The sequence below is a fragment of the Cloacibacillus sp. genome (assembly GCF_020860125.1).
GTDB lineage: Bacteria > Synergistota > Synergistia > Synergistales > Synergistaceae > Cloacibacillus.
This window is the reverse complement of the sequence record NZ_JAJBUX010000012.1, coordinates 1-19,808: the sequence shown is the minus strand read 5'-3', so window position 1 is coordinate 19,808 and position 19,808 is coordinate 1. Positions and strand designations below refer to the sequence as shown.

18 protein-coding genes are annotated in these 19,808 nt (G+C 55.6%); 14 read left to right on the top strand and 4 right to left on the bottom strand.

All coding sequences use genetic code 11. The features are described from left to right. Positions 1-249 precede the first annotated feature (249 nt). A complete protein-coding gene (gene hydG / locus LIO98_RS01500) occupies positions 250-1,677 on the top strand; it encodes a [FeFe] hydrogenase H-cluster radical SAM maturase HydG (protein ID WP_291952627.1) in 1,428 nt (475 codons plus the stop codon). 67 nt (positions 1,678-1,744) lie between these two features. On the opposite strand, the gene LIO98_RS01495 is transcribed toward hydG, so the two are convergent. Together LIO98_RS01495 and LIO98_RS01490 are read right to left on the bottom strand one after the other, a co-directional pair. Next, entirely contained in the window at positions 1,745-2,824 is a 1,080-nt protein-coding gene (locus LIO98_RS01495) for a homoserine O-acetyltransferase (RefSeq protein ID WP_291952625.1), read from the bottom strand. 2 nt (positions 2,825-2,826) lie between these two features. Beyond that, complete coding sequence (locus LIO98_RS01490) at positions 2,827-4,122, bottom strand: O-acetylhomoserine aminocarboxypropyltransferase/cysteine synthase family protein (RefSeq protein WP_291952623.1); 1,296 nt, start codon at positions 4,120-4,122, stop codon at positions 2,827-2,829. A gap of 509 nt (positions 4,123-4,631) precedes the next feature. Here LIO98_RS01490 and LIO98_RS01485 point away from each other — a divergent pair. Beyond that, a complete protein-coding gene (locus tag LIO98_RS01485) occupies positions 4,632-6,053 on the top strand; it encodes an SLC13 family permease (protein WP_291952621.1) in 1,422 nt (473 codons plus the stop codon). 133 nt (positions 6,054-6,186) lie between these two features. Here the strand turns inward: LIO98_RS01485 and pepD are convergent, their stop codons facing one another. After that, a complete protein-coding gene (gene pepD, locus LIO98_RS01480; RefSeq protein WP_291952620.1) occupies positions 6,187-7,647 on the bottom strand; it encodes a beta-Ala-His dipeptidase in 1,461 nt (486 codons plus the stop codon). 20 nt (positions 7,648-7,667) lie between these two features. Next, a complete protein-coding gene (locus tag LIO98_RS01475; RefSeq protein ID WP_276795925.1) occupies positions 7,668-8,321 on the bottom strand; it encodes a TetR/AcrR family transcriptional regulator in 654 nt (217 codons plus the stop codon). Between the two features lie 202 nt (positions 8,322-8,523). Here LIO98_RS01475 and LIO98_RS01470 point away from each other — a divergent pair, with 202 nt between their 5' ends. The 12 genes from LIO98_RS01470 to LIO98_RS01415 all read left to right on the top strand — a co-directional run bounded on the left by LIO98_RS01470 (position 8,524) and on the right by LIO98_RS01415 (position 19,687). Continuing rightward, positions 8,524-8,904: a hypothetical protein gene (locus LIO98_RS01470; RefSeq protein ID WP_276795923.1), complete on the top strand. Its 381-nt coding sequence runs from the start codon at positions 8,524-8,526 to the stop codon at positions 8,902-8,904. A 354-nt stretch (positions 8,905-9,258) separates the two neighbouring features. Next, positions 9,259-10,461: an OFA family MFS transporter gene (locus LIO98_RS01465; RefSeq protein WP_291952614.1), complete on the top strand. Its 1,203-nt coding sequence runs from the start codon at positions 9,259-9,261 to the stop codon at positions 10,459-10,461. Positions 10,462-10,531: 70 nt separating this feature from the next. Next, entirely contained in the window at positions 10,532-11,419 is an 888-nt protein-coding gene (locus LIO98_RS01460) for a radical SAM protein (RefSeq protein ID WP_291952612.1), read from the top strand. Positions 11,420-11,532: 113 nt separating this feature from the next. Further along, positions 11,533-12,804, top strand: a complete 1,272-nt coding sequence (locus LIO98_RS01455) for a glycine/sarcosine/betaine reductase component B subunit (RefSeq protein ID WP_291952610.1) — start codon at positions 11,533-11,535, stop codon at positions 12,802-12,804. Beyond that, positions 12,797-13,846 (top strand): glycine/betaine/sarcosine/D-proline family reductase selenoprotein B, encoded by a 1,050-nt coding sequence (locus tag LIO98_RS01450; protein ID WP_291952608.1) that lies wholly within the window; start codon positions 12,797-12,799, stop codon positions 13,844-13,846. Before LIO98_RS01455 ends, LIO98_RS01450 begins: the two co-directional genes overlap by 8 nt. A 24-nt stretch (positions 13,847-13,870) precedes the next feature. Beyond that, positions 13,871-14,113: a hypothetical protein gene (locus LIO98_RS01445; protein WP_084002522.1), complete on the top strand. Its 243-nt coding sequence runs from the start codon at positions 13,871-13,873 to the stop codon at positions 14,111-14,113. A 225-nt stretch (positions 14,114-14,338) separates the two neighbouring features. Further along, entirely contained in the window at positions 14,339-14,953 is a 615-nt protein-coding gene (locus LIO98_RS01440; protein WP_291952603.1) for a TetR/AcrR family transcriptional regulator C-terminal domain-containing protein, read from the top strand. A 177-nt stretch (positions 14,954-15,130) separates the two neighbouring features. After that, positions 15,131-15,931 (top strand): glycine/betaine/sarcosine/D-proline family reductase selenoprotein B, encoded by an 801-nt coding sequence (locus LIO98_RS01435; protein WP_291952602.1) that lies wholly within the window; start codon positions 15,131-15,133, stop codon positions 15,929-15,931. A gap of 110 nt (positions 15,932-16,041) precedes the next feature. Next, positions 16,042-16,743, top strand: a complete 702-nt coding sequence (locus LIO98_RS01430; RefSeq protein WP_291952600.1) for a DUF554 domain-containing protein — start codon at positions 16,042-16,044, stop codon at positions 16,741-16,743. Between the two features lie 228 nt (positions 16,744-16,971). Then, entirely contained in the window at positions 16,972-18,249 is a 1,278-nt protein-coding gene (locus LIO98_RS01425; protein ID WP_291952598.1) for a Glu/Leu/Phe/Val dehydrogenase, read from the top strand. Positions 18,250-18,566: 317 nt separating this feature from the next. Then, the gene (locus LIO98_RS01420) at positions 18,567-19,124 is read left to right on the top strand and encodes a chromate transporter (protein ID WP_291952596.1); all 558 of its coding nucleotides are present in this window, start codon (positions 18,567-18,569) and stop codon (positions 19,122-19,124) included. Then, a complete protein-coding gene (locus LIO98_RS01415) occupies positions 19,121-19,687 on the top strand; it encodes a chromate transporter (protein ID WP_291952594.1) in 567 nt (188 codons plus the stop codon). The genes LIO98_RS01420 and LIO98_RS01415 overlap by 4 nt, the downstream gene beginning before the upstream one ends. The last annotated feature ends 121 nt before the right edge of the window (positions 19,688-19,808 follow it).

Sequence of the window (19,808 nt, the reverse complement as noted above, 5' to 3'; positions counted from 1 at the left end):
ATATAAAAGTCACCATTGGAAGTCATGAAGAAGATTTTTAAGTCAAGATATTAACATATGTTTAATGATCCGACACAAAATAACAATCTATCTGTTTCACACCTTGTTATCCCCGTCACTTGCTGTTAAAATAGAATAAATTCAGGTAATATCCCGTCTCTGCGGTTTTTTCCGTAAGGAGGGGCACACATCAAATCACATTACTGTCCGCGGCGGAACGATCTGCGCGGAGAGAAAGGATGATCGAATATGTACAGCAAAACGGAGTTTCAGGATTCATCTTTCATTGACGACGCTGAGATATTAAGTTCGCTTGCGGAGGCAAAAGAAACCGCAAAGGATGCGGGCGCGGTACGCGCCATTCTCGACAAGGCGCGCTCCTGCAACGGCCTCACCCACCGTGAGGCGGCGGTGCTGCTGGAGATCGACGACCCGCAGCTGGAACATGAGCTTTACGCGCTTGCGAAGGAGATCAAGGAGCGCATCTACGGCAGACGCATCGTGCTCTTCGCGCCGCTCTATGTTGCTAACCACTGTATCAACGGCTGCGTTTACTGCGGCTTCCACGCCGGTAATAACGCGATGTGCCGCAAGAAGCTGACGATGGAGGAGATCGATCAGGAGGCCGACGCGATCCTCGCCCTCGGCCACAAGCGTATCGCGATGGAGGCCGGAGAGGACCCCGTAAATATCCCCCTCGACTACATCATTGAGTGTATGAAACGCGTCTACGCCTATAAGAACAGCCGCGGCGATTCGATACGCCGCATCAACGTCAACATCGCGGCGACCACCGTCGAGGAATACCGGCGGCTGAAGGCCGCGGATATCGGGACCTTCATCCTCTTCCAGGAGACCTTCCACCGTCCCACCTACGCGAAGATGCACCCGAAGGGGCCGAAGAGCAACTACGACTGGCATACGACGGCACTGCACCGCGCGCAGGAGGGCGGCATCGATGACGTCGGCACGGGCGTGCTCTACGGGCTTTACGATTATAAATATGAGACGGTCGCCCAGCTGCTCTACGCGGAGTCGCTGGAAAAGATGTGCGGCGTCGGGCCGCATACGATTTCCGTGCCGCGCATGCGCGAGGCCGAGGGCGTCGATATGGAGAAGTTCCCCTATCTTCCCACCGACGAACAGTTCCTGCGCATCATCGCCGTCATCCGCGTCGCCACCCCCTACACGGGGATGATCCTCTCGACACGCGAGACGCCGGAGACGCGGCGCATAGCGCTCGACCTCGGCATCTCCCAGGTGAGCGCCGGCTCGTGCACCGGCATCGGCGGCTATCACAAGGAGATCGGTCAGCCGGAACAGCCGGACACGGCGCAGTTCAAGGTCTCCGATGAACGCACCCCGGACGAGGTGCTGACCTGGCTCTGCGAGGACGGCTATATCCCCAGCTACTGCACGGCCTGCTACCGCCAGGGGCGCACCGGCGACCGCTTCATGTCTCTCGCGAAGTCGGGACAGATCCGCAACATCTGCCAGCCAAACGCCCTGCTCACCTTCAAGGAGTATCTGATCGGATACGGCTCCGACCATTTGAAGGAGCTCGGCGAAAAGGTCATCGCCGGAGAGGTCGAAAAAATACCAAGCGATAAGATAAAGACGCTGACGAAGGAGCGCCTGCATCAGCTCGAAGAGGGCGCGCAGGACCTGTATTTCTAACTTTTACATAACAACGGAGGGGCCGCGATGTGAACCGCGGCCCCTCCGTTTATTTTTGACTGTCTCTCTATTGTAAAAACGACCGCAGATAGTCGTCGACCTGGTCAAAGTCGATCAGGAAGGCGTCGTGGCCATTTTCGCTCTCTATCTCCTCATAATAGGCGGCGACGCCGTTTTTCGCGGCGGCGCGCACCGCCTCCTCCACCTGCCAGTTGGGAAACAGCATGTCGCTCAATATACCGAGGCCGAGCAGTCTGTGCCCCGCGAAACGTTTCCAGCCCTCGTCGAGGCCGCCGCGCCCCGCGCCGATATCATGCAGATCCATCATCTTCGTCAAATAAAGATAACAGTTGGCGTCGAAACGCTTGACGATCTCTTCGCCGTGGTAATGGAGGTAGCTTTCGACCTGGAACTGTCCGTCCCAGTCGCGCGTGGAGCCCTGCGCCATTTCGCGCATGTAGCGGTGGGAAAAGGACTGCTCGCTCTTGTAGGTTATCATTGCGAGCATCCGCGCCGCCGCGAGGCCGTTCACCGGCCCCGCGCCCTCGTAGTCGCCGTCCGCCCAGAGGGGATCGCTTTTGATGCTCTGCCGCTGCACGGCGTTGAAGGCGATCGCCTGCGGATAGAGGCGGTCGGGCGCGGCGATCAGCGCGCAGCGCGGCACATCTTCGGGGAAGGAGACGGCGTATTCCAGGCCGATCATGCCGCCGAGCGAGCCGCCGATGACGGCGTACAGCCGCTCTATCCCCAGCGCGCGCAGCGCCTCCCTCTGCGCGAAGGCCGTGTCGCGCGGCGAGAGGATAGGAAATCTCATCGCCCAGCGTCTGCCGTCCGCGGGATTTTCAAAGAGCGGCGAGGTGCTGCCGTAGGGGCTTGCGAGGTTATTGAAACAAATGACGCAGTATTTGCGCGTATCCAGCGCCTTGCCGTCGCCGACGACGGCGCCCCACCAGGGCTCCGGCTCGCCGGGGCGTCTCTCGCCCGCGAGCCGGTGGCTGCCGGTCAGAGCGTGACAGACGAGAATGACGTTCGCGCCGTCCGCATCCGCTTCGCCGTAGCGGCTGTATACCTGCTCCAGCCTCTCAAAGAAGGCGCCGGAGGGCAGCGTTATATTTTGCAGCGCGACGGAGCCTGTCTCCTCTTTCATCGTTATTTTCCCGCCGCCTCAAGACCCTTTTCAAGGTCCGCGATAATGTCTTCCACATTTTCTATGCCGACCGAGAGGCGCAGCAGGCCGTCCGAGAGTCCAGCCGCCGCGCGCTGGGCCGTCGTCAGCTGGCTGTGAGTCGTACTGGCGGGATGGATTATCAGCGTGCGCGACTCGCCGAGGTTCGCCATGTGGCCGATGAGAGAGAGGCTGTCGACGAGCTTGCGCCCCGCCTCCACGCCCCCCTTGACGCCGAAGGCGATCATGCCGCCGCAGCCGTCTTTGAGGTAGACCTTCACCATGTCGTTCTGCGGGTGGCTGGCAAGCCCCGGATAGCTGACCCACTCAACCATCGGATGATCCTCGAGGAAACGCGCCACCGCAAGGCCGTTCGCGCTGTGACGCTCCATGCGCAGGCCGAGCGTGCCGAGCGAGAGGTGCAGCAGATAGGCGTCAAAGGCCGAGGGACAGCCGCCAAGGTCGCGCAGGATCGCGGCGTGGAGCTTCGCGGCAAGCGCCGCCTTGCCGAAACGCTCGGTAAATACGATGTCATGATATGCCCTGTCTGGCTTCGCAAGTTCGGGGAATTTGTCGGGATAGGCGGCCCAGTCAAAGTTGCCTCCGTCGACGACGGCGCCGCCGATGAGGTTGCCGTTGCCCGAGATATATTTCGTCGTCGAATAGACTACTACGTGCGCTCCCCATTCGATGGGACGGCAGAGCGCGGGCGTCGCGAAGGTGTTGTCGATGATGAGCGGCACTCCCTGACGGCGCGCGATGCGCGAAAGCGCCTCCAGCGGCGCGACATTCATCATCGGGTTGCCGATGATCTCGGTGATGATGCCGCGCGTCTCGTCATTGACCGCCTGTTCCACCTGGCAGGGGTGGTCGCTGTCGACGAGGATCGTCTCCACGCCGAAGCGCGAGAAGATATTCTGCAGCAGCGTCAGCGTTCCGCCGTAGACCTTGCGCGAGACGACCAGATTCGTGCCGGATGAGCAGAGCGCCGTGATAAGATGGGCGAAGGCCGCCTGCCCCGAGGAGGTGGCCAGCGTCCCCACACCGCCCTCGAGGGCGTTCAGCCCCGCTTCAAAGGCCTGAACGGTCGGATTGGCCAGCCGCGAGTAGATAAAACCATCCTCTTCAAGGTTGAAGAGCCCCGCGGCATGGGCGCTGTCGTGGAACTGGAAGGCAGAGGAGGCATAGATCGGCAGCCCCGCCGCTCCCGTCGCCGAATCGCAGCTCCAGCCCGAGTGGAGCGCCTTAGTCATAAAACCGCGTTTTTTATTATCATCCATCAAAATATCCCCCTTAGTGTAATAAAAAAGGCTCTGCTTAAAAAAGCAGAGCCTGCTGAACAGATTACGAAAATTTTCGTCTACTGTCTCAGAGTGGCTCTGCCGCTATCGCACATCATCATGCACATCTGCATATATGAAAAGTTTCTCACGCAAAGCCCTCCCGATAAAATAGAGTTTCAAACATTCTAACGGCGCGGCCGCCGCTTTGTCAAGGAGCAATAATAAAACACTATCCCGAACCTCAGGAGGCAGCTGCCGCCGTTAAGCGCTTACGCCCAAGCGGTCAGCCATAATATGCCGATATTAAAAACAAAATACTTATCTTATTATTCTAAATTGACATCCAAACACGATTATTTTATAATCTTGATTAAGATATCGTCAGCAATTTTACTTAGAGAAATTTCAGCGCGCTTTCAAAGTTTATTAATAGGAGGGGAGAGACCGGCAGAGCAGGTATAAGCTTTATATTTTAATTTGGAATATACTTAAAGGGAGGTTACACCGTGGAAAATACCGCAGAGAAAAAATCTAAGCTGAAAGCATTGAACCCCATCGTCTTACTTGCCATCATCCTCGTGATCGCGGCAATCGCGACATATGTCGTCCCCGCCGGAGTATATGAACGCGTTTTGGACCCGACGACGGAGAGAGAGGTCGTCAACCCGCAGAGCTTCAAGTATATCGCCCAGCATCCCGTAGGATTTTTTGAATTCTTCATGTCGATAACGCTTGGCATGCAGAGGGCCGCCTATATCATCTTCTTCCTCTTCCTCGTCGGCGGCGCCTTCGGAGTTATCGAGGCGACCGGCGCGATGAACGCCTGCCTCGCCTCCGTCGTCAAGAAGATGGGAGGGCGCGAGCTCGTCGTCATCCCGGTCTGTATGGTGATCTTCGGCTGCGGCTCGGCCTTTGCCGGCAATTTTGAAGAATATCTGGTCTTTGTGCCTTTGATGGTCGCGGTCTGCGTCGCGATGGGCTTTGACTCGCTGACGGCGATCGGCGTCGTCTTCTGCGCCGCGGCTTCAGGCTACGCGGGGGCGATGACGAATCCATTCACCGTCGGCGTCGCGCAGGGGATATCGGGGCTGCCGATGTTCTCCGGCATCGTCTTCCGCGCCGGGGTCTTTATCGCGCTGATAACTGCAAGCATCATCTATGTCGTGCTTTACGCGCGCAAGATCAAGAAGAACCCCGAACTCAGCGCCGTTCATGAGATAGACCTCGAATATAACAGCCATACCCACGCCACTATCGCCGAGGCCCAGAGCCAGGGGATGACGACGCGCCACAAGCTCGTGCTGCTGACATTCGTCGCCGCCATCGCGGTGCTCGTCTACGGCGTACTCAAGCTCGGCTTCTACATTGACGAGCTGGCCGCGCTCTTCGTAATCGTCGGCATCGTCGCCGGTGTCGTCGGCGGGCTGAGACCCGGCGAGATCGCCGATTCGTTCCTCAAAGGCTGCGACAATATGCTCTTCGCCTGCATGGTCATCGGCCTTTGCAACGCGGTCATCATCATCACGGAGAACGCCTCGATCATGGATACGATAATCCATTCCCTGTCGCGGCTGCTCAACGGCCTTCCGCCGGCGATAAGCGCCTGCGCGATGTTCGTCGTTCAGGACGTCTTCAACGTCCTCGTCCCCTCCGGTTCGGGACAGGCGGCGATCACGATGCCGATCATGGCCCCGCTGGCCGACGTCATCGGCGTCACACGCCAGACCGCGGTGCTGGCCTTCCAGATGGGCGACTCCTTTACGAACGTGCTTGCGCCGACCAGCGGCGAAGTCATCGCGGCGCTCGCGATGGCCAAGATCCCTTACGGGAAATGGGTCAAGTGGCTGCTGCCCCTATTCGGCATCTGGTGCCTCATCGCCTTCGCCTCTCTGATTATCGCGGTTATGACCGGCTTCGGCCCATTCTAAAAATATCTCCGGCCGGACGAAAATGTCCAGCCTTTTTTGCGCTGCAAGGAGAAAGAAAACAGCCTGAGCCCCGTTCTCTATAGGATAGCGGGGCTTCGGCTGTTTTTAGATTTTTTATCGTTTCTCTTATCTTCTAATTATCCAAGGCTAGCTCTTCGAGAAGTTTGGCAAGAAACCCCGCCATCTTCCCGACCGACGAAATGCTCATATGCTCGGAGGGTGAGTGGAGGCTCCACGTATTAGGGCCGACGGAGATCGCGTCGAGACCGGGTATCGCGTCGTAGAAACAGCCGCATTCGAGTCCCGCGTGCAGCACGACGTTTTTCTGTTCCTCTCCGAACTCCTCCACGTAGACACGGTTGGATATTTCCTTCATCTTTGAGCCGGGATCATAACTCCAGCCCGGATAGCGGCCAAAGGTGCGGAATTCGCCGCCCAGCAGTTCGCCAATCAGGGCAATCTTGTCCGCGATGAACGAAGCCGTAGAGGGGTATGTGGAGCGTATCTCATAGATGATCCGGCAAACATCTTCCTCAAGATGCAGTTCGCCGAGATTGTCCGAGCTTTCGACGATATGCGCCATCCTGTCGCTCATCGCCGATATGCCGTCCGGTGAGAGGCAGAGCGCATGGATAAGCCGCTTCGTGCTTGCGGCGGAGAGAACCTGCGAGGCCGCGGCCTCCGCGGCGGAGAGCCGCAGCTCCGGCGCGGCCGCCAAATATTCCTCCTTAAACTCCCTGCCGATCTCCTCGAGCATCAAATCGAAGGCCGCGCAATTTTCCCGAGGGACGGCGACTGTAACGGAGGCCTCGCGCGGTATCGCGGTACGGAAGCTGCCGCCGGAGATGTCGGCGATCAGCGCGCCCAGCGGCTCGCAGCGCCGAAGGATACGGCCAATCAGAACGATGGCGTTGCCGTTGCCGCAGTGGATATTTTCGCCTGAATGTCCTCCCGGCAGTCCTGAAAGCGCCACCGAACGGCATATATATCCGCCGGGCAGCGGCACCCTTTCGACCGGCAGCGCGATCTCGGCGGCCATCCCGCCGCAGCTCCCCAGCACAACTTCGTTGTCGGCCACATGGTCAATGTTTATCATCCGGCGCGCGGTGAAAAGAGCGCCGTCGATCGAAAGCGCGCCGCTCAGATCCTCCTCCTCCGCCGTCGTGAAGGCCGCTTCAAGGCGCGGATGCGCCAGCCCCTCCGACTCAAGAACAGCCATTATCAGGGCCACGCCGATGCCGTCATCGGCGCCGAGCGTCGTCTTACCGCCGGTGGAGATGATGTCGCCCTCTATCTGATAGGGAATGGGGTCCTTTCTAAAATCATGCTGATAATCGGGGGCCTTTTCGCAGACCATGTCGATGTGGGCCTGGAGCAGCACGGCCCCAGCCCTCTCCTTACCGGGCGAGGCCTCTTTGTAGACCACGACGTTAAGATGTTCGTCCTGAACGGCCCGCAGCCCAAGCCCGCGCGCCCATTCGCAGAGATAATTGCTGATCCCTTTTTCGTTGAAACTGCCGTGCGGAATGCCGCAAAGCTTCGTGAAGTGGTAAACTGCCCATTCCTCAAGTGACTTCGTCTTATCAGAAAGCATGACGTACCCCCTCTTTCGTTTTATTTTGCCGTTTCAAGCAGGTAATCGAAGGCGGCGATGAAGCGTCTGTGCTGCTCCTCCGGGTCGATACATTCGCCGTTAGCCAGCTCATGGAGATAGGTCTGGTTGAGCCGCGGCACTATGGCGGCGAGATACGCGGCATTCTCCGGCTTTACAAAGCCGTCCCTCACCAGCTCCTCCACGATCGGCTTGTCCCGCAGGTACATATCTCCCTGCAGCAGCATTTTGCGGACCGCGGGCGAGTGCTCCTTCAGCTCGTCGGGAAAGAGCGTGTAATACTGCACCGTCACCTCGGGAAGTTTCGAGCGCTGGCGTCCAAAAAACATATTGTAAAATATCTCCGGAGAGCGGAAGGCGAAGTGGTCGAAGGTCTCGTAAATGAGACGGTAACGCTCGAGCGAGCTCATCGGCGGCTTCAAATTGCCGCTCAGCGCGGAGACGTAGTCCCGCAGATAAGACATCGAGGCAAAAAGCGTCAGATGCTGCAGATCCTCGAAATAATTGTAGAGCGTCGCGCTGTTGTAACCCGCGATCTCCGCAATTCCCCTTATCGAAAGCGCCTGTATGCCCTCGGAGGACATCAGCTGCCGCGCCGCTTCGATGAAATAGGTCATGACTCGTCTCTTTTTTATGCTCAGCGTTTGAATATCCAACCGCGTACCCTCCTTTTCTTAAGACAGCAGCAGGATTCTTTTTCTTATTATAATCATGATTATAAATTAATCACACATAAAAGTCAAAGCGGACGGCTGCCGAAACCGGCCTAAACCGCCGCCGTTTATCGTTATTTTTACCCTCCGGCCATATTTGATTTTTCCTATAGTAGAGGTAAGCAAAGGACAGGGAGGGATTTTTATGAACGAAAGCCCGCGCAGGCGCGTATGGGTCGTAACGAGAATAGACGAGGGGCGCGTCACCGAGGCGGATGTCTTTGACAACGGCTCCGACGCGGAAAATTTCGCCGGAGAGATGTCCGTCGACACTGACAACCTTACCGGCCTTTTTCAGGTATTGGAGAGCTCCCTTCACAGCCGCAGCCTGGAGAAGGATATCTCCGTGCCCAAACCGCTCGAAAGACTGGTCGGCGCGCTCTATAACGACCTGGCGCTCGGCGGAGACACGGGGAAGGCGGCAAAATACATCGCCGCGCACAAGCCGGAGCTCATCGAAGAGGCCGACCGCGCCGCCAGGGAACACCTTATCGACATACTTAAGGAAAAGGGACTGCTGGTATAGCCCGCCGGCGCTGCTATCCGGTAAATTTTTCCTGAACTTCCCGATAGGCCCGCAGCCTGGCCGGGAAGTTTTTATTTTGTTTCTATATCCATTGTCGCGCATCAAAAAACAAATATTCTCTAAAAAACTTCTTGGCAAAACAGACTATTTGTCTGCTTTTTGTGCATCGTTCTTTCTTTGTCAATACCGCATATGGTTTCTTTATATTAGTCTGGTACAGGAAAGGAGGGAACTTCTTCGACGGCACGGATAGGTAAATGGTAAAAACACGCCGTCTTTCCTGCTTATATTTTTCTCAAGTTTTCTTAATGTGGCAATAAGTCAAAATTCTGGTTCTATTAAGGAGTGTTCTTTGTGAAAGACAGCACTAATACAAACAGATGGGCCATTTTATTCTTCGGCATGATCTGCATGCTGATTATGGGCGTATGTTATACATACAGCCTCTTTCAGCCATACGTGATGAAACATTTCAGCGTGGATTCACCCAGCGCGAGCCTTCCGTTCACAATTTTCATCGCCGTCTTCTGCGTCGGCAACTTCGTTGGCGGGCGTATGCAGCAGAAAACCACTGTCAAGCTGACCCTTGTCGTCGGCTATATTCTCATGGTCCTTGGCTGGCTGCTCACCGCCATCCTTCCCTCGGACATGTTCTGGGCGATGTTCATCACCTTTGGCGGTCTCTTTGGCATCGGCGACGGTATCGTCTACAATGTCATCGTCTCTCTGATGCCCAAGTGGTTTGTGGACAAAAAGGGGCTGGCCTCGGGACTGACGCTGGCGATGCTGGGACTCTCAGCCACGGTATTCAGCCCCATCGTGAGTCAGTGGCTGAGAAATTACGGTTTTTCAAAATCCTTTATGGCGGTGGCGATGGTATATGCCGCGGTGGGGATCTTTGGCACCCTGACGATGAAAAATCCGCCTAAAGACTATATGTCCGATTACACGGGGACGGGAGCCATCGTTACCACGAAGAAGCAGTATGAGGTGGGCGAGGTCTTCCACGTAAAGGAATTCTGGACGCTGATGGGGCTTTATTTCTGCGCCGTCCCGGCTTATCTGCTGCTGAGCGCGATCTTCGTCAGCTACGGCGCGGACAGAGGGCTGACTGCCGCGATGGCTACACTCGGCGTAAGCGCGACGTCGCTCTGTCAGGTTGGAGGGCGCTTCGTGATCCCCACGGTCAGCGACAAGATTGGCCGCAAATCCGCCTTCGCCGTCAGCTTCCTGATCACGGCGCTCGGAGTCGCAATGCTGACGATCTCAACCGGCAATCTATATGTGCTCTGTTTCTGTCTCCTCAGCTTTTCATACGGCGGTACGCAGGCCTGCTTCGCACCGATCGCCGCTGACAGATTCGGTACCAAGAATGTCGGCACGATACTCTCACTGACAATGATAGGCTTTGGTCTGGGCTCTATCGGAGCCTCCTTGATGGCAAAGGTCGTCGGTACTTCCACCGCCTTCATCTGCGCGGGCGTCGTTTCGCTGATCGGCATCGGACTCGTATGCACACTCCCCAGCCCAAAGAAGGCCAGGGAACAGGGCGTTTAATAAATATATGGCCTCAGACGGCGCGTGAAAGACACCGGACTGAGGATAACGGTAAAGGCAGGGACTTGTCATGGCAACATTGGAAGAAACAGTTTATCGTCCGCCGCTTGAAAACGGGAGCGCGTTACTGGAAATATCCCTCGGCTGCAGCTACGGAAGATGTACCTTCTGCCGCTACTCCGACGGAAAGACGCCGCTGCAGCTTCTCTCACCGGAGATGCTCTGCGAGAATCTGGAAGAGCTCGCTGCCCAGGGAGAGCGGGCGACGCGGATGTTTCTTCTGGGCGGCAACGTCCTGGCCTTTAAAAGCCGTTATCTGACGGATATCTTCCGTCTGGTCCGCCGTTATCTTCCAGGCGTTACGCAGTTCTCAATGTACGCCAGGGCAGACGACGTTACACAGAAGACCGATGAGCAGTTGGAAGAGCTGCGGCGTAACGGACTGGACACTCTCTATATCGGAGTAGAATCCGGAAACGCGCGGATTCTTGAATACTGCCGCAAAGGCGAAACGCCGGAGGAGATCGTCGCGGCACTCCACCGGCTCGGCAGGGTAGGGCTCAGCTACGGACTCAGCTCCATTCTCGGGCTTGGAGGCGAGGAAATGTGGCGGCAGAACGCGTTGGATACGGCAGCTCTGTATAACGAAGTCAATCCAATATCTATCAGGGTAATGACGCTGACTCCAATGGCGGGCACACCGCTTGCGGGCGAAGCCGCCTCCGGCAGTTTCCGGCCGCTGACGCCGCGGCAGGCGCTTGAGGAAGAACGGCTGCTGCTTGAAACGATCTCCAAAACGCACGCTCCCTGCCTGTTTGTCGGCACACACGTTTCAAACTCCGTCCCCGTAAAAGGGATGCTGCCGCGGGATCGTGATAGGATGATAGAGGCGCTTTCAAACGCCATCGCCGGAGCGGATGACAAAGATCTTGCACAAGACGGAGCCATAGGGTGGTAAGTCCTACCCCGCGCAGGAACGCGCAGGTTATTAAAAATAGCACAGACACGCAAGCGTATCAACAATAAGCATCATTTAACATCTAATTTGGAACGAAGGGAAGTGCGTGAAATATGGGCAAGAGACTACAGCTTGATTATGTCAATGTTCACGACGTTAGGTTCGGCAGAGAAACATCCCTGGCGGACGGCGTCCTCACTATCAACAAGGAGGAGCTGCTTCAAACAGCGGCAAGCGACCTGTTCGGTTCGCTCGATATCCAGTTGGTAAGGCCCGGCGAAAGCTGCCGTATCCTCGGCATCCACGACGTCATGCAGCCTCGCTGCAAGGCCGACCATCCGGAAGAGTCCTATCCAGGCATATGGGGCAAGCTGGCTCCGATGGGAGAGGGGCGTACCGTAGCCCTTAAGGGAGTCGTCGTCTCCGATATCTACTACGCGAAGTGCAATATTAAATATTACCTGGATATGGGGGGCCCCTGCGCCAAATACAGCAACTTCTCAAGGCACTTCCATATCTGCCTGGACGCGACGCCGGGCGAGGGCGTTTCGGACGCGAGCTACGCTGAGGCGCTGAAACATGCCTCGCTGTCAATCAACGTTCATCTCGCAAAACTGGCGATCAACATGAAACCGGATGAGAGCGAAGTCTTTGAGCGCGAACCTATTCCGTCAGAGAAAAAACTCCCCAAAGTCGCCTATCTGGTTACACACATGGCCTCGCACGATACGTGGAACTTTCTTTACTACGGACAGAGCGCCCTTAACTTCCTGCCGATCATGGTGCAGCCCACGGAAATCCTTGACGGCGCAATGGTCTGGCGTTACTGGGAGCCTAACTATTATCTGCAAAACGAAGTTTACATCAAAGAGCTTATGAAGCGTCACGGCAAGGATCTTGAATTCGTCGGCGTCGTCTTCGCCAATAATGTGATGAAAATCGACGCAAAAGACACCATGGGGATGATCGCGGCCACACTGTGCAAAGATACGCTGCAGGCGGACTGCGTTATGCTCAACAAATCCGGTATGGGCCACTGTCAGCTTGATTCGGCGCTGACATTCAACTGGTGCCAGCGGCTCGGCATGACGACTGTGCTGAACCTTTCGGCTGTCTCCAACGATCAGCCCGGAGACATGCTGGTCATCGCGGACCCGAAGGTCGACGCCGTCATCAACAGCGGGAGGAACTGGGATCTCGACCATCCCCGGGTCGAACGGCTTGTCGGCGAAAAAACAAACGTCCCCTGTCTGCTTGGAGTAGATCCATGGGGCCCCTTTAAGCATACGACAAATTTCTGCTATCAGGGCATATGGTCTCAGCTCGGCGATTACTATATGACTACTGACAGCGACATCAGGCAAGAGGTGCAGAAAAATGACTAAAAAGAGAGTGGTTCATTACATCAACCAGTTTTACGCGGGTCTGGGCGGCGAAGATACCGCAAGCGTAGGCCTCTCCGAAAGAGACGGCGCCGTCGGCCCGGGAGCGGCTCTTGCTCTGGCGCTCGGCGATGATTATGAGATCGTTAAGACCGTTATTTGCGGCGACAACACTATCGCGGAGCATACTGAAGAAATTCTCCCGCAGATCGTAAAAATAGTAAGCGACGCGAAGGCGGACCTCTTCGTCGCCGGTCCCGGATTCAACGCCGGACGTTACGGTCTGGGCTGCGGCGCCACCACGGCAGCGGTCACGGAACAGTTGGATATTCCCGCCGTAACGGCGCTCTACGCGGAAAACCCCGGAACGGACCTTTACAAAAATCGCTGCTATATCCTCCAAAGCGACAATAACGCGCGCAACATGACGTCGGTCATAAATCAGATCGCCGGCTTCGCAAAGCGCCTGATCGCGGGCGACGCGATACAAGACGGCAAAGCGGAGCACTACCACGGCAGCGGACCGGCAGTCATCATTGATTACGCCACTCCGGCCGCGGAGCGCGGTATCGATATGCTGCTGGCAAAGCACGACGGAAAGACATTCCGTACCGAGGTTATCATGCCCAACCACGAAGAGATACCGATCCCCTCTCTCAGCAAACCGCTTTCGCAGTGCAAGATTGGGCTGGTCACCGACGGCGGCCTGGTACCGGCCGGCAACCCGGACAATCAGGTCCCGACAAATTCCAAGGCATACAAGCATTATTCGATCGACGGTATGGAAACTCTGGACGCGAAAGACTGGGAGGTCAGCCATCAGGGATACAATAACGCCTTCGTACTTCAGGACCCCAACCGGCTCGTGCCGGTCGACGCCCTGCGTAAGATGGTGAAAGATGGCGTGATCGGCGGTCTGGACGACGTCTTTTATTCGACGGCGGGAGTCATGACCCCGATGGAAAAATGCAAAGAGTTCGGTGAAGGAATCGCCAAGGCGCTAAAAGACGCTATGTGCGACGCCGCGATCGAGACATCGACCTGAGGCACGAGCAGTCGTGGCGGGTCCATGATCACAAAAGAAATCCAGCGCGCCGGAATTCCGGTAATCCAGGTGACAAACCTGACAAAGATCGCGGAAGGAATGGGCTCAAACCGTATTCTCCGCGGCAACAGCGTTCTCCATGTATTTGGCGATCCAACCCTTCCTCTGCCCAGCGAAAAAGCCTACAGAGAAAAAAGAGTCGAGCAGGCCCTTCACATGCTCGAAAAAACCCCTCCTGAGGGACAGCATGCCATAATCGAAGAATAACCGGTACGGCAAGACACCGCAGACGTTTTCAACCGCCGCCAACGGAAAACCACCGCGGCGGCGGTTTTTAAGAAATTGGCCGCTGTGGCATTCACACAAAAATAAAAAAATGTCTGTATATAGGTATAAAGTCGCAGAAAGTTATAATACAGAATGTTATAATGCAGAATGTTATAATTTTGTTATCGATTGAGGAATGGCGCCGGGAGAAGGGACTCGAACGTTATGCCAAAAACAGAGATTACGAAGGCTGCGCTGGGCTCCTGCTTGAGAGAACTGATGGTGCAGAAAAGACTCAGCCAGATAACGATCAAAGATATTACCACTAAATGTGGGGTCAGCAGGAATGCCTTTTATTACCATTTCCGTGATAAATACGATCTGATCCACTGGATCTTTTATTCCGAGACCCTGCCCGTCATCAATACCTTCTCCGATCCGGACCGCTATCTGGATGGTTTTGTCTGCCTTTGTAAATATATGCTGGAAAATCGTGAATTTTATATGGAGGTCTTTCATTACGTAGGACAAAATTCCCTCTCCGAATCGCTTGTAGAATCATACTTTGAGCTGATGAAGATACACATACTTACGGTGTATGCTCAGATAGGATACAGGCTGGGCGAAGATGAATTATATATTTTGGCCCGCCTTGAAGCGTACGCCTACGTGGGCATCATCATGGAATGGGTCAAAGGCGGTATGCATGAGAACTACATGATCTATTTTGAAAAGCTGAAAAAAGTCAAGACCGGGCTGACCTTCCCCCTTGAGCCCACAGAAATGACAGAGTATACTGTAGCAAAATGGGAATTCGATCTGAGGAGAAAGACTATATAATCCTTATTTTAGTTTTCTGACCGACAGAGAAACGACTGGCCAGGCTTATTATCGGAGGTACAGTGATAAGCGTTCTGGCGTTAGACAGATTGCGAGGAAATTACTTTGCCTAAACAATATGCGGATATTGTATGGAATCCAGCACATCACAGAAGTAACGGAGAGAAACAGCCGGCAGTGTGCGGTATCCAGGATATTGACTACCAAACTCCTGCCGCTGTCAGGGGTATCGACATGTTGCTGGCTAAATTTCACGGAGAATCCTACCGCAGCGAAGTATGTATCTCCCCGTCACAGGTGGTGCCGATGCCGACGCTGTCAAAAAAATTATCAGAGGCAAAGATCGCCTTTGTGACGGACGGCGGGCTGGTTCCACGAGGAAATCCCGATAACATGACGCCTGTCGGTTCGGATAAATTCTGCATTTACTCCTTCTTGGGAAAAGATACTTTAATGCCCGAGGAATACGAGGTGAGCCACCAGGGCTACGACAATAGATACGTGACGGAGGACCCCAACCGCCTGGTACCGCTTGACGCGGCGCGCAAAGCGGAGATGTCGGGGCGCATCCGCAAAGTATCCGACACTTTCTACTCCACCGCCGGTGTGATGGTCTCCGTAGAAAACAGTCAGGAGTTCGGCCGCAAAATCGCCGTTTCCCTGCGTGAAAGCGAGACCGACGGCGTGATCCTCACCTCAACCTGCGGTACAAGCTCCAGATGCGGCGCCTACATCGCCTGCGAGATCGAACGCGTAGGCATCCCCGTCGTACACGTCACCAACCTCACTCAGATATCGGAATGGGCCGGCTGCAGCAGGATTCTTAGAGGAAATAACATCAGCCACGTATTCGGCAAGCCGGAATTGCCCCCTGAGCAGGAATATGAATGGAGAGAGCGGCTCTTTAACAAAGCATTGGAGCTGCTGGCGTCGGTACCAGACGACAACTCCTGCCTCATAATGAATATGGAGCAATAATATAATCATCAGATAAATAACCAATATAGCCAATCTTCCAAAGGAAACCGGCAATTCCCCGCCCATCTTTTATGCTATATAATAGCAAGGATGAAAGCGGGGAATCAATTTTGGAATTATTCAGCTCTATACCACTCTTCGGAAGTATCGCCAACGCTCTTTTCATAGTATGCGGTGCACTCGCGGGGCTGCTGCTCCGCAAAAAGATCCCGGCAAAGATAATGGAGCTGCCCGTCCAGGGGATGGCACTCTTCGTGGTGACGCTCGGCGTCGGCATGTCGATAAAGACGCAGCAGCCGCTGGTGGTCATCGCAAGCATCGCCCTCGGCTCTCTCATCGGCGAGCTGATGAACCTTGAGGGCGCGCTTGAGGCGGCGAGCCTGAAGCTGGAGAAACGCATCGGCGACGGTGCGAAGGGCTTTTCCACCGGCTTTATAACGACAAGCCTCATCTACTGCACCGGCTCGATGGCGGTGCTGGGCGCCTTTGAGGAGGGGCTTGGCGACTATCCCTCGCTGCTTCTCGCGAAGGGGCTCATCGACGGCCTCACCTCCGTGGCGATGGCGGCTTCGCTCGGCTTCGGCGTGATCTTCTCCGCTATTCCCGTCTTTCTCTATCAGGGGGTGCTGACCCTTGCCGCCGGCTGGATACAGCCGTTCATGTCCGAGGCGGCCGTCACGGAGATGAGCGCGACCGGAGGGCTCATGCTTATGGGCATCGGCATCAACCTGCTGGGCTTTATGAAGATACGTGTGATGAATATGCTCCCCGGCCTCGTAGTCGCGGTCATACTTGTAAGGTTATTTTTTTAGGCTTTTTGTTCATAAAACCAAATAGTTCTTTTCTTCCCTAAGTTTTACGAGGAAATTATGTGAATTCTATAGTATTTTCTGGAATTCACAAATATAACCTTATTTGTGACCCCTTTACGGGAAAACTAATCAGGAATACAATATCTATGTAAGATAAAATTTGTCCGTAGGGATATAATTTTAACGTTACCGCCCCACAAGGGCAAATATACTAAGGGGGTTTTTTGTATGGCCGTACAGAAACGTACTTCCACCAACGTACTTCTTGACACCGCGTTGAAGAATTTCTATGCAGCAGCAGAGGAGATGGGACTTGAAGACGGTCTCGTCGAGGTAATGAGTCGCCCCGAGCGCGCTATCTGCGTCTCGATTCCCGTCCAGATGGACGACGGTTCAGTAAGAGTTTTTAACGGTTATCGCGTACAGCATTCAACAGTCTGCGGACCCGCCAAGGGCGGACTTCGCTTCCACCCCGACGTCAACCTCGAAGAGTGCGAAGCTCTCGCCAGCCTTATGACCTGGAAGTGCTCGCTCGCCGGTATCCCTTACGGCGGAGGCAAGGGCGGAATCTCCGTAGATCCCTTCGAACTCTCACCGCGCGAGCGTGAGACGATGACCCGTACCTTCGCGGCCCGCATCGCCCCCTTCATCGGCGACTGGACAGACGTCCCCGCTCCCGATGTCAACACCGGCGGCCCCGAAATGGTCTGGATCATGGACACTATCTCCAAGCTCCGCGGCCACCTCGAACCCGGCGTAGTGACCGGCAAACCCGTAGCCTACTGGGGCTCAAAGGGCCGCACCGCGGCAACGGGACTCGGCGTCGCCACCTGCATTCTTGAACTGCTCAAAACCCAGCACATCGACCCGAAGGATGCTACCGTCATCGTACAGGGCTTTGGCAACGTCGGAACCTACAACGCCCTCTTCCTCCAGGAAGCCGGAGCGAAGATAGTCGGAATCAGCGACATCACCGGCGGCTACTACAACCCGAAGGGTATCGACGTCAAGGCGGCGAAGGCATACGTTGAGAAGCACCCGAAGCGTATCCTCGACGGCTACGAAGAAGCCGGACTCGTCAGAATGGACGGAGAAGCGATCCTCGAGCAGGAATGCCTCGTTCTTTCACCCTGCGCCCTCGAAGGCGTCATCAGCGACAAGAACGCCGACAAACTCAAGTGCAAATACATCGTCGAAGGCGCGAACGGACCTATCCGCCCCGAAGGCGACGCAATCCTTGACAAACGCGGCATCCTCGTCGTTCCCGACTTCCTCGCCAACAGCGGCGGCGTTATCGGTTCATACTTCGAGTGGGTACAGGACCTCGCCGGATTCTTCTGGACAGAGGAAGAGTACAATAACCGCCTCGTCCCGATCATGAAGGACAACTTCAAGAGAGTTTGGGACTACGCTAAGGATCACAACGTGAAGATGCGCCGCGCGGCCTTCCTCGTCGCCATCAAACGCGTTGCCGACGGTCTCAAGATCAAGGGCTTCTTCCTCTAATAGAAGACCGCTCTTACAATAAGCGACAGATAATAAGCGGCGCGGCCTTCGGGACCGCGCCGCTTTCTTTCATCTCACCGGCGGCGGACGGGGCGGCCGCGCCGGCGGAAACGTCTGCGATAATAGATAGCTGGACACCGCGGAGGCTTTGGAAATCTGGCGCCGCACCCTTTCAAAATATCACCTTTCCTTGACATCCGCACGTCAACGCCATATCTTTATACGGTTCCGGCTGCGGCGATACTTTTTATAAAAGCGCCGGACTTAACGCCGGGAGGCGGGCTGTACCGGCAAAAAACACCTCGGGGAGCGTACGGATGGAAGACCTTTTACGGCTTTATATCATATTTTTAAAAATCGGCGGCGTGACCTTCGGCGGCGGCCTTGCGATGTACCCTATCCTGCACCATGAATTTATTGAAAAGCGCGGCTGGATAACGGAGAGGGAACTGACGGACTACTACGCCATCGGGCAATGCACGCCCGGAATCATCGCCGTCAACGTCTCGACCTTTGTGGGGAATAAGAGGGGCGGCCCTTTAGGCGGGATCATCGCTACCCTCGGCTTCGTCACCGTGCCGCTGGTCCTGCTGATTGCGATAGCCGCCTCGCTGCGCAGCTTCGCGCATGTCCCAATCGTCCGCAGCGCCTTCGCCGGTATTCGCGTCTGCGTCTGCGTACTGATCGTGAACGCGGTGCTGCGCCTCTGGAAAAACTCCGTCGTCGACCTCCCGACGCTGCTGCTCTTCGCGGCGGTCTTCGTTTTAAGCGCCGGCTCGGCCCTCATGCCCTTCTCCGTCAGCCCCGCCGTGATCGTTCTCGCCGCACTGCTATTCGGCATCGTCTGGCAGCGGCGCATAAGGGGTAAAAAATGATCCTCCTGCTGCGGCTCTTCTATGAATTTTTCAAGGTCGGCCTCTTCGCCGTCGGCGGCGGCCTTGCGACGCTGCCCTTTCTATACGCACTCTCGTCGAAGAGCGGCTGGTTCACGGCGACCGATATCGCCGATATGATCGCCGTCTCCGAGTCCACCCCGGGGGCGATCGGGGTGAATATGGCGACCTTCGCGGGCTACCTGACCGGGGGAATCCCCGGAGCGGTCGTCTCGACCGTGGGGCTCGTACTGCCCTCGATAATCGTGATCCTGCTGATCGCGAATCTGCTCGACAACTTCCAGGAACGCACCGTCGTCAAAGACGCCTTTTACGGCCTGCGTCCCGCCTCGATCGCGCTGATCGCCGCCTCGGGAGTCAACGTCGTCGCCGTCACCCTGCTTGACCTTGATAAATACCGCTCTACGGGTATGGCTGCGGACCTCTTGGCCTGGAAGGCGATCCTCTTAGGCGTCGTCCTCTTCGCGGCCCAGAAGAGGCTGAAATGGAGCCCCGTGGCCTTCATCGCCATCTCGGCGGCGGTGGGAATAATCTTTAAGTTCTGAGCTTAAAGGGGTTATATTTAACATTTACTCTCTTTTATAATGTATTTCAAGATAAATCCGTAATATTTATAATAAAAACAGAAAATCCTCATAAAATCCCCATATTTTAGTTGTATATTAA

What these genes read in the sequence shown, in the direction of transcription:
- hydG (WP_291952627.1), top strand. Translation starts at nt 250, where the DNA reads ATGTACAGCAAAACGGAGTTTCAGGATTCATCTTTCATTGACGACGCT.
- LIO98_RS01495 (WP_291952625.1), bottom strand. Translation starts at nt 2,824, where the DNA reads ATGAAAGAGGAGACAGGCTCCGTCGCGCTGCAAAATATAACGCTGCCC.
- LIO98_RS01490 (WP_291952623.1), bottom strand. Translation starts at nt 4,122, where the DNA reads ATGGATGATAATAAAAAACGCGGTTTTATGACTAAGGCGCTCCACTCG.
- pepD (WP_291952620.1), bottom strand. Translation starts at nt 7,647, where the DNA reads ATGCTTTCTGATAAGACGAAGTCACTTGAGGAATGGGCAGTTTACCAC.
- LIO98_RS01470 (WP_276795923.1), top strand. Translation starts at nt 8,524, where the DNA reads ATGAACGAAAGCCCGCGCAGGCGCGTATGGGTCGTAACGAGAATAGAC.
- LIO98_RS01460 (WP_291952612.1), top strand. Translation starts at nt 10,532, where the DNA reads ATGGCAACATTGGAAGAAACAGTTTATCGTCCGCCGCTTGAAAACGGG.
- LIO98_RS01455 (WP_291952610.1), top strand. Translation starts at nt 11,533, where the DNA reads ATGGGCAAGAGACTACAGCTTGATTATGTCAATGTTCACGACGTTAGG.
- LIO98_RS01450 (WP_291952608.1), top strand. Translation starts at nt 12,797, where the DNA reads ATGACTAAAAAGAGAGTGGTTCATTACATCAACCAGTTTTACGCGGGT.
- LIO98_RS01445 (WP_084002522.1), top strand. Translation starts at nt 13,871, where the DNA reads ATGATCACAAAAGAAATCCAGCGCGCCGGAATTCCGGTAATCCAGGTG.
- LIO98_RS01440 (WP_291952603.1), top strand. Translation starts at nt 14,339, where the DNA reads ATGCCAAAAACAGAGATTACGAAGGCTGCGCTGGGCTCCTGCTTGAGA.
- LIO98_RS01425 (WP_291952598.1), top strand. Translation starts at nt 16,972, where the DNA reads ATGGCCGTACAGAAACGTACTTCCACCAACGTACTTCTTGACACCGCG.
- LIO98_RS01420 (WP_291952596.1), top strand. Translation starts at nt 18,567, where the DNA reads ATGGAAGACCTTTTACGGCTTTATATCATATTTTTAAAAATCGGCGGC.
- LIO98_RS01415 (WP_291952594.1), top strand. Translation starts at nt 19,121, where the DNA reads ATGATCCTCCTGCTGCGGCTCTTCTATGAATTTTTCAAGGTCGGCCTC.